Source organism: Kribbella turkmenica, assembly GCF_004348725.1.
GTDB lineage: Bacteria > Actinomycetota > Actinomycetes > Propionibacteriales > Kribbellaceae > Kribbella > Kribbella turkmenica.
Window position 1 is genome coordinate 1 of record NZ_SMKR01000257.1, and the last position, 6,995, is coordinate 6,995.

Annotated in this window: 10 protein-coding genes; 6 read left to right on the plus strand and 4 right to left on the minus strand. The window is 71.1% G+C overall.

Features of this window, described 5'->3' with window-relative positions:
- Positions 1-11 precede the first annotated feature (11 nt).
- Positions 12-689: a Crp/Fnr family transcriptional regulator gene (locus E1218_RS34130; protein ID WP_131361434.1), complete on the minus strand. Its 678-nt coding sequence runs from the start codon at positions 687-689 to the stop codon at positions 12-14.
- 132 nt (positions 690-821) lie between these two features.
- On the opposite strand from E1218_RS34130, the gene nth reads away from it, so the two are divergent.
- Genes nth through E1218_RS34160 form a run of 6 tightly spaced genes read left to right on the plus strand, consistent with a single transcriptional unit; the run spans position 822 to position 5,374 of the window.
- A complete protein-coding gene (nth, locus tag E1218_RS34135) occupies positions 822-1,586 on the plus strand; it encodes an endonuclease III (protein WP_132327176.1) in 765 nt (254 codons plus the stop codon).
- The gene (locus E1218_RS34140) at positions 1,583-2,176 is read left to right on the plus strand and encodes a TlpA family protein disulfide reductase (RefSeq protein ID WP_233712660.1); all 594 of its coding nucleotides are present in this window, start codon (positions 1,583-1,585) and stop codon (positions 2,174-2,176) included. The genes nth and E1218_RS34140 overlap by 4 nt, the downstream gene beginning before the upstream one ends.
- Positions 2,176-2,943: an NUDIX hydrolase gene (locus tag E1218_RS34145; RefSeq protein ID WP_132327177.1), complete on the plus strand. Its 768-nt coding sequence runs from the start codon at positions 2,176-2,178 to the stop codon at positions 2,941-2,943. Before E1218_RS34140 ends, E1218_RS34145 begins: the two co-directional genes overlap by 1 nt.
- A complete protein-coding gene (locus tag E1218_RS34150) occupies positions 2,940-4,112 on the plus strand; it encodes a MarP family serine protease (RefSeq protein WP_132327178.1) in 1,173 nt (390 codons plus the stop codon). Before E1218_RS34145 ends, E1218_RS34150 begins: the two co-directional genes overlap by 4 nt.
- A 52-nt stretch (positions 4,113-4,164) precedes the next feature.
- On the plus strand, positions 4,165-4,680 hold the full coding sequence (locus E1218_RS34155) for a SigE family RNA polymerase sigma factor (RefSeq protein ID WP_132327179.1): 516 nt from the start codon (positions 4,165-4,167) through the stop codon (positions 4,678-4,680).
- A gap of 1 nt (position 4,681) precedes the next feature.
- Positions 4,682-5,374, plus strand: coding sequence for a hypothetical protein (locus E1218_RS34160; RefSeq protein ID WP_132327180.1), 693 nt, complete (start codon positions 4,682-4,684; stop codon positions 5,372-5,374).
- On the opposite strand, the gene E1218_RS34165 is transcribed toward E1218_RS34160, so the two are convergent.
- The 3 genes from E1218_RS34165 to E1218_RS34175 all read right to left on the minus strand — a co-directional run.
- Entirely contained in the window at positions 5,334-6,122 is a 789-nt protein-coding gene (locus tag E1218_RS34165; RefSeq protein ID WP_233712661.1) for an alpha/beta fold hydrolase, read from the minus strand. The two genes, E1218_RS34160 and E1218_RS34165, sit on opposite strands and share 41 nt — an antisense overlap.
- A 113-nt stretch (positions 6,123-6,235) precedes the next feature.
- Positions 6,236-6,661 (minus strand): phage holin family protein, encoded by a 426-nt coding sequence (locus E1218_RS34170; protein ID WP_233712662.1) that lies wholly within the window; start codon positions 6,659-6,661, stop codon positions 6,236-6,238.
- 81 nt (positions 6,662-6,742) lie between these two features.
- Positions 6,743-6,995: Na+/H+ antiporter NhaA (locus E1218_RS34175; RefSeq protein WP_202866352.1), on the minus strand; the 253-nt coding region annotated here is incomplete at its 5' end.

Below are 6,995 nucleotides of genomic sequence, written 5' to 3' on the forward strand. Positions count from 1 at the left end.
GGGCGGGGTTGTTAGCGGGCTCGGCGCTGCAGGCGGTCGACGTCGAGCAGTACGACGGAGCGCGGCTCGAGCCGGACCCAGCCGCGGGAGGCGAAGTCGGCCAGCGCCTTGTTGACGGTCTCGCGGGAGGCGCCGACCAGTTGGGCCAGCTCCTCCTGGGTGAGGTCGTGGTGGACGTGCACGCCGTCGTCCGCGGTGCGGCCGAAGCGGCTGGCCAGGTCGAGCAGGGCCTTGGCCACGCGGCCCGGGACGTCGGAGAAGACCAGGTCGGCGACCACGTCGGACACCTTGCGCAGCCGCGAGGCCAGCTGCAGCAGCAGGCCGCGGGCCACCTCGGGGCGGCCGGCCAGCCACCGGAGCAGCTCGTCGTGGGTCAGCGACATCAACGAGGCGTCGGTGACGGCGGTGACGGTCGCGGACCGCGGACCCGGGTCGAACAGCGACAGCTCGCCGAACATCTGGCCGGGGCCGAGCACGGCGATCAGGTTCTCCCGGCCGTCGGCGGAGGTGCGGCCCAGCTTGACCTTGCCCTCGACCACGACGAACAGCCGGTCACCGGAGTCGCCCTCGTGGAACAGGACCTGGCCGCGGCGCAGCCGGTTCTCGGTCATCGACGCGGCCAGGGCGTCGGCCGCCTCGTCGTCGAGCTGACTGAACAGCGGTGCCTGTCGGAGCACTGCGGCATCCACTTGGGCCTCCTAGGACCTTCGACCACGACTTGCGGGCGAGGTCCGGCCTCGCCCGGCACCGGGCCGTTACCACCCGGTTGCCCCAAAACCGTAGCCCCTCGGGTGTCGGCACCGCCACGTAGGCTTGCCTCCATGCCATCCCAGCGTGTCGCGGAACCGGTCCTGGCGCCGCCTCTGAAGCTGCCCCGCAAGGCTCCGGTCTATGCCGGCGAGACCCCTGCCCAGCTGGTCCGCCGGGCCCGCAAGATGCACCGGGTGCTCACCGAGACGTATCCGGACGCTCACTGCGAGCTGGACTTCACCAATCCGCTCGAGTTGCTGGTGGCCACCATTCTGTCGGCCCAGACCACCGACGTGACGGTGAACAGGGTGAGCCCCACGCTGTTCGCGAAGTACCCGACCGCCCAGGCGTACGCGGAGGCCGACCGGGAGGAGATGGAGGCGATCCTCAAGCCGACCGGTTTCTTCCGGGCCAAGACCAACAGCGTGATCAAGCTCGGCCAGGCCCTCGTCGACGAGTACGACGGCGTCGTCCCGGGCAAGCTGGCGGAACTGGTCAAGCTGCCCGGCACCGGCCGCAAGACGGCGAACGTGGTGCTCGGCAACGCCTTCGGGGTCCCCGGCATCACCGTCGACACCCACTTCGGCCGCCTCGTCCGCCGCTTCGGCTGGACCACCGAGGAGGACCCGGTCAAGGTCGAGCACCTGATCGGCGCGCTGTTCCCGAAGAAGGACTGGACGATGCTGTCGCACCGGCTGATCTTCCACGGCCGCCGCCGCTGCCACGCCAAGAAGCCGGCCTGCGGCGCCTGCCCGGTGGCCCAGTGGTGCCCGTCGTACGGCGCCGGCCCGACCGACCCCGTGGTCGCCGCGAAGCTGGTGAAGGTCCCGGCGTGAGACTCCGTACGGCGCTGTGCACGACCGGCTGGCTCGTCGCCGGACTGGTCCTGGCGTCGTGTGGTCCCGAGCCGGCCGGCGGTTCTCAGCCGCAGGCCACCAGCAGCCGTAGCGCGGTCGCCGGCGCCGACAAGCTGGTCGCCTGCCCGGCGACGCCGTCGAAGCCCCCGGTCAGCAACGGCCTGCCGGACGTCAGCCTGCCCTGCCTGGGCAACGGCCCGGACATCCGGCTCGCCGACCTGCGCGGCCCGCTGGTCGTCAACGTCTGGGCCCAGTGGTGCGGTCCGTGCCGCGACGAGGCGCCGTACCTCGCCGAGCTGGCGAAGACCGGCAAGGTGCGGATGCTCGGGATCGACTACGCCGATCCGCGGCCGGAGCTCGCGGTGAAGTTCGCCACCGACGAGGGTCTGGCCTATCCGCACCTGGTCGATCCGGACAAGGCGATCCAGCAGCCGCTCAAGGTCGGCGGTCCGCCACTGACGGTCTTCGTCGACGAGGACGGCGCGGTGGCGTACGTGCATCGCGGGGTGCTCACCTCGCAGCAACAGCTCGACCAGCTGGTGCGGGACAAGCTGGGAGTGGCGCTCTGATGTTCGAGGACGTCCGCATCCCGGACTGGCTGGGACCGCTGGCCAAGGCGTCGGAGGAGGTGGATCCGCTCCAGTTGTCCCGGTTCCTGCCGCCGGACGACCCGTCCGTGCGCAAGTCCGCCGTCCTGATTCTGCTTGCTAGCGGCAACGACGGGCCGGAGGTGCTGCTCACCGAGCGGGCCTGGACGTTGCGCCGGCACGCCGGCCAGATGGCGTTCCCCGGTGGCGGTGTCGACCCCGAGGACGGCGTCGGCGAAGCCGGTCTGGTCCGGACCGCCCTGCGGGAGGCCGAGGAGGAGACCGGCGTCGATCCGGCCGGCATCGTGCCGTTCGCGATCTGGCCGGCCCTGTGGGTGCCGGTGAGCAACTTCGGGGTGTCGCCGGTGCTGGCCTGGTGGCGGGAGCCGTCGCCGGTGGCGGTGGTCGACCCGGCCGAGGTCGCCTCCGTTCACACCGTGTCCGTGCGCGCGCTGGCCGACCCGGCGAACCGGATCAGCTGCCTGCATCCGTCCGGGTTCACCGGGCCGGCGTTCACGATCGGCGAGCTCTACGTCTGGGGCTTCACCGCCGGGTTGCTGGACAAATTGCTGGTTCTCGGTGGCTGGTCGCGCGACTGGGACCCCTCGGTCGTCGTACCGTTGCCCGACCGGCTGGTCGAGGCGGCCTGGCGGAGTGAGGGACGGCGGTCGGACGACGTGAAGCGGCTGACCGCCATCGAGCACGACCTCGGCCGGTCCGAGGGGATCCAGGCGGAAGGTGTGGAGTGAGCAAGCTCGACTACGCGCTGCTGATCATCACCGGGCTGGTGGCGATCTCCGGGTACATCGAGGGCTTCGTGCTGGGTGCCTGCGCCACCCTCGGCCTGCTCGGCGGCGCCGCCGTCGGCGTCTGGGTCGTGCCCCGCGCGCTGGACGACTTCTCCCCGAGCGTGTCGGTGTCGTTCGCGGCCCTGGTGCTGGTGGTGATCCTGGCCTCGATCGGCCGCACGATAGGCGCCGTCCTCGGCTCGAGACTCAGGAACAAGATCTCCTGGACACCGGTGAAGGCCGTCGACGCGCTCGGCGGCGCCGCGCTGGCAGCGGTGTCGGTCCTGATCGTGTCCTGGGTGCTGGGTGTCGCGGTCAGCGGCGCCCGGATCCCGAGCGTGACCTCGGCGGTCCGCGGCTCGCAGGTGCTCGCGAAGGTCGACGGAGTGTTGCCGAGCCGCGCGGACCAGGCGCTGCAGGCCTTCAACGACGTGGTGAACACCGATCTGTTCCCGCGGTTCCTCGACCCGTTCGTACCGGAACGGATCCGGGAGACGCAGCCGCCGGACGGCGGGATCTCCCGGCAGCCGGGTGTCCAGGCGGCGTACAGCCGGATCGCGAAGATCACCGGCGTGGCCAACTGCTCCCGCGGCCTCGAAGGCAGCGGGTTCGTCTACGCACCGCAGCGGGTGATGACGAACGCGCACGTGGTCGCCGGGGTCGGCGCACCCCAGGTCGAGGTCGACGGGCAGTCGTACGAGGCGACCGTGGTCGTGTTCGATCCCGAGGTCGACATCGCGGTGCTGTACGTGCCCCGGTTGAAGAGCCAGCCGCTGAAGTTCGACTTCACCGGCAAGGCGGACGACCCGTCGGTCGTCCTCGGCTACCCGGAGAACGGCCCGTTCGACTCCGAGCCGGCCCGGATCCGGTCCGAGGAGCGGCTTCGCGGCCCGGACATCTACGGCGACCGCACGGTCACCCGGGAGGCGTTCTCGATCTGGGCCTCGGTCCGGCCCGGCAACTCTGGCGGCCCGCTGCTGTCGAGCAAGGGCACCGTGTACGGCGTCGTCTTCGCCGCCTCGGTCGAGGACAACCGCACCGGCTACGTGCTGACCGCGGAGCAGGTGTCCGACGACGCCAAGGAAGGCGCCACCGCCACCCAGGAAGTCTCCACCCAGACCTGCACCTGAGATTTCTCCGCCGCGATGCAGCAGATCGTGGTCGCGGCCGCGTTCTAGGGGTGTGACCGTGACGACGGGCGGGACGGGGCGGACGTTGTCGTTCGACGACCTGGTGGTGTCGAGCGAGCGGCGACTGCTGCGGCTCGGCCTGATGCTGACCGGCGGGATCCAGAGCGCGGAGGACCTGGTGCAGACCGTCCTCGCCCGGGCGCACCGCAAGTGGGACCGGATCAGGTCCCTGGACAACCCCGAGGCGTACCTGCGGACGATGGTGGTGAACGAGTTCCTCAGCTGGCGCCGCCTGCTGAAGAACCGGGAGCTTCCGGTCGCCGAGCCGGCCGACGTGGCGTCCGGAGAGGACGTCGCTGCCCGCCAGGCCCAGCGGGACGCCACCTGGCGGTTGCTCGAGGAGTTGCCGCGCCGGCAACGGGCGGTCCTGGTCCTGCGGTACTACGAAGACCTGCCGGACGACGAGATCGCCGCCGTACTCGGGTGTGCGCCGGCCACGGTCAGGTCCAACGCCGCCCGCGGGCTGGCGACCCTGAGGGACAGACTGCCCGCCGCGGAGGAGCACTGACATGAAGGACCTGGACCTCGAGCGTCTGCTCCGGGAAACCTTTGCGGACAAGGAGAAACTGGTCGGCAAGTTGCCGCCGGCCACCGAGAGTCGCCGTCCGGTCGCGCCGGTTCTGCTGGCTGCCGCGGCGGTGCTCGTCGTCCTCGGCGGCATCCTGTACGGCGTCAACCGCGGCCCGGAGGTGGAGCCGGCTCCGGCAGCGGTGGCCCCGGCCGGTGACGACGCCGAGATCTGGGCCACGGCGATCGCGGCCCTCACCGCGAAGTTCCGGGCGCAGTACAAGCTGGACGCAGTCCTCGTGCTGGGTGGGACGGCAGACCCCGTCACGACGGAGGCCGCGACGAGGTCCCGGGCGTTCTCCGCCGCACAGAAGAACCGGATCGCGGAAGTGGTGAGCACGAGGGCCAATGTCCACGTCACGTGGATCGAGCCTTCGTACGCCACACAGCAGAGTTGCCTGCGGACACGTGCCGAGGTCTCGGTCGGTGACGTCGTCGACAAGGGCGAGCACACGGAGGTCCACACGAGGATCGCCTACAACTGCGGACGCCAGTACTGGTTGACCTACCTCATCGAGCGGCAGGGGACCACGTGGCGCGTGATCGGAACCGTCGGCACGCCGGGGGGCGCGTTGCCGGCAAGCGGCTGCCCGCTCAAGAGAGTGCCGATAACCAAGCAACAAGGTGGGTGTTGAACAGCTCCGGCACCTCTTCGTGCGGGAAGTGGCCGGCCGGTGTGAGCAGTTCGTGGCGCAGGGGAGCCGAGACCAGGTGTGGCGGTGTGACGGCGGCCGGAGACACTGCCGGGTCCTGGGCGCCATGAATCTGCAGCACGGGTACGGCGACCGGCGTACGCATCCTGGCTGAGTACTTGCGGCCGTCGGGCCGGAGCCTGGACCGGCCGAACCAGCGGTGGTATTCCAGCGCGCAGTGGGGTGCCGGCCAGACCTGCAGGGCGGCGCGGTAGCGCCGGGACGACTCGGCGTCCGGGAACGTCCCGCCCTGCCCGGCCCAGTCGCGCAGGAGCCGCTCGATGTGGACGCCGTCGTGCGCCAGCAGGCGGCGCTCCGGGAGGATCGGCAGCTGGAACCAGGCACTGTGGGTCAAAGCCTTCATCTGGCCGGACCTGGCCAGCAGCAACGGGTGCGGCGCAGAGACGACCGCGAGTCCGCGAAGCTGTCGTGGTGTGAGAACGGCGGCCGACCAGCCGATGAAGCCGCCCCAGCCGTGACCGACGACGACCGCGTCGGTGGCGCCGAGCGACCGGATCACGCCGGACACGTCCGCGGCCGCGGTGTACGGGTCGTAACCACTCGGGGTCTTGTCGCTCGCGCCGTACCCGCGCAGGTCCATGGCGACCGCGCGGAAGCCGGCCGCGGCGACGACCGGCAACTGGTGGCGCCAGGCCCACCAGAACTCCGGGAAGCCGTGCAGGAAGAGCACCAGCGGACCGTCGGCCGGCCCGCTCTCCGCGACGTGGAACCGGGCCCCGTTGGCCGCTACCAGCGAGTGCGACCAGGGCCCGTCGACCAGGAGGTCGACGACACCCGCGGGACTCAGCGCCGCACGCTCGTTTCGGGCTCCTCGTCACCCTTGCCGATCGCCTTGAGCACCTCGACCGACTCCTTCGAGGTCTCGATCGCGCGCTGCGGGCCCTTCGCCTGCTTGAGCATGCGCGCCCCGATCAGCACCAGCACCGCACCGATCAACAGGTAGAGCACGGCAACGATCACGAAGGCGATCGCCGGGTGCAGCCCGAGGGCGGTGATCCCGTACGCCGCGGCGATGGACAGCAGGATGATCGCCAGCAGCGCCAGGAAGGCGGCGGCGCCGAACATGCCCGCGCCGGTCCCGGCCGCCACCGCGGTCTTCTTCAGCTCGGTCTTCGCCAGCTCGAGCTCGCTGCGGACCAGGCTGGACAGGTCCTTGCTGGCGTTCGCGACGAGCTGCCCGACCGTGGGCTCACTCCCGTTCGGCCCCATCGACATGGCACTCCTTCCACGCTCCGTCCCCCGACACTACCGCCGAGTCCACCCAACTACGGGTACCCCGGCGCGCGAACGTCAGTCGGCGTACGCGCGATTGCGCCGGAACAGCAGCAGGGCCGCGATCAGGGCGGCGAGCACGGACCCGGCCAGGACGGCGGCCTTGGCCCGCTCGACCTGGGCGGCGTCGTCAGCGAAGGCGAGCTGGGCGATCAGCAGCGCGACCGTGAACCCGATCCCGGCCAGCACGGACACCGCGCCGACGTCCCGCCAGGCCAGGTCGGAGTTCAGCTCGGCCCGGGTGAACCGCGCGGTCAGCCAGGAGCCGCCC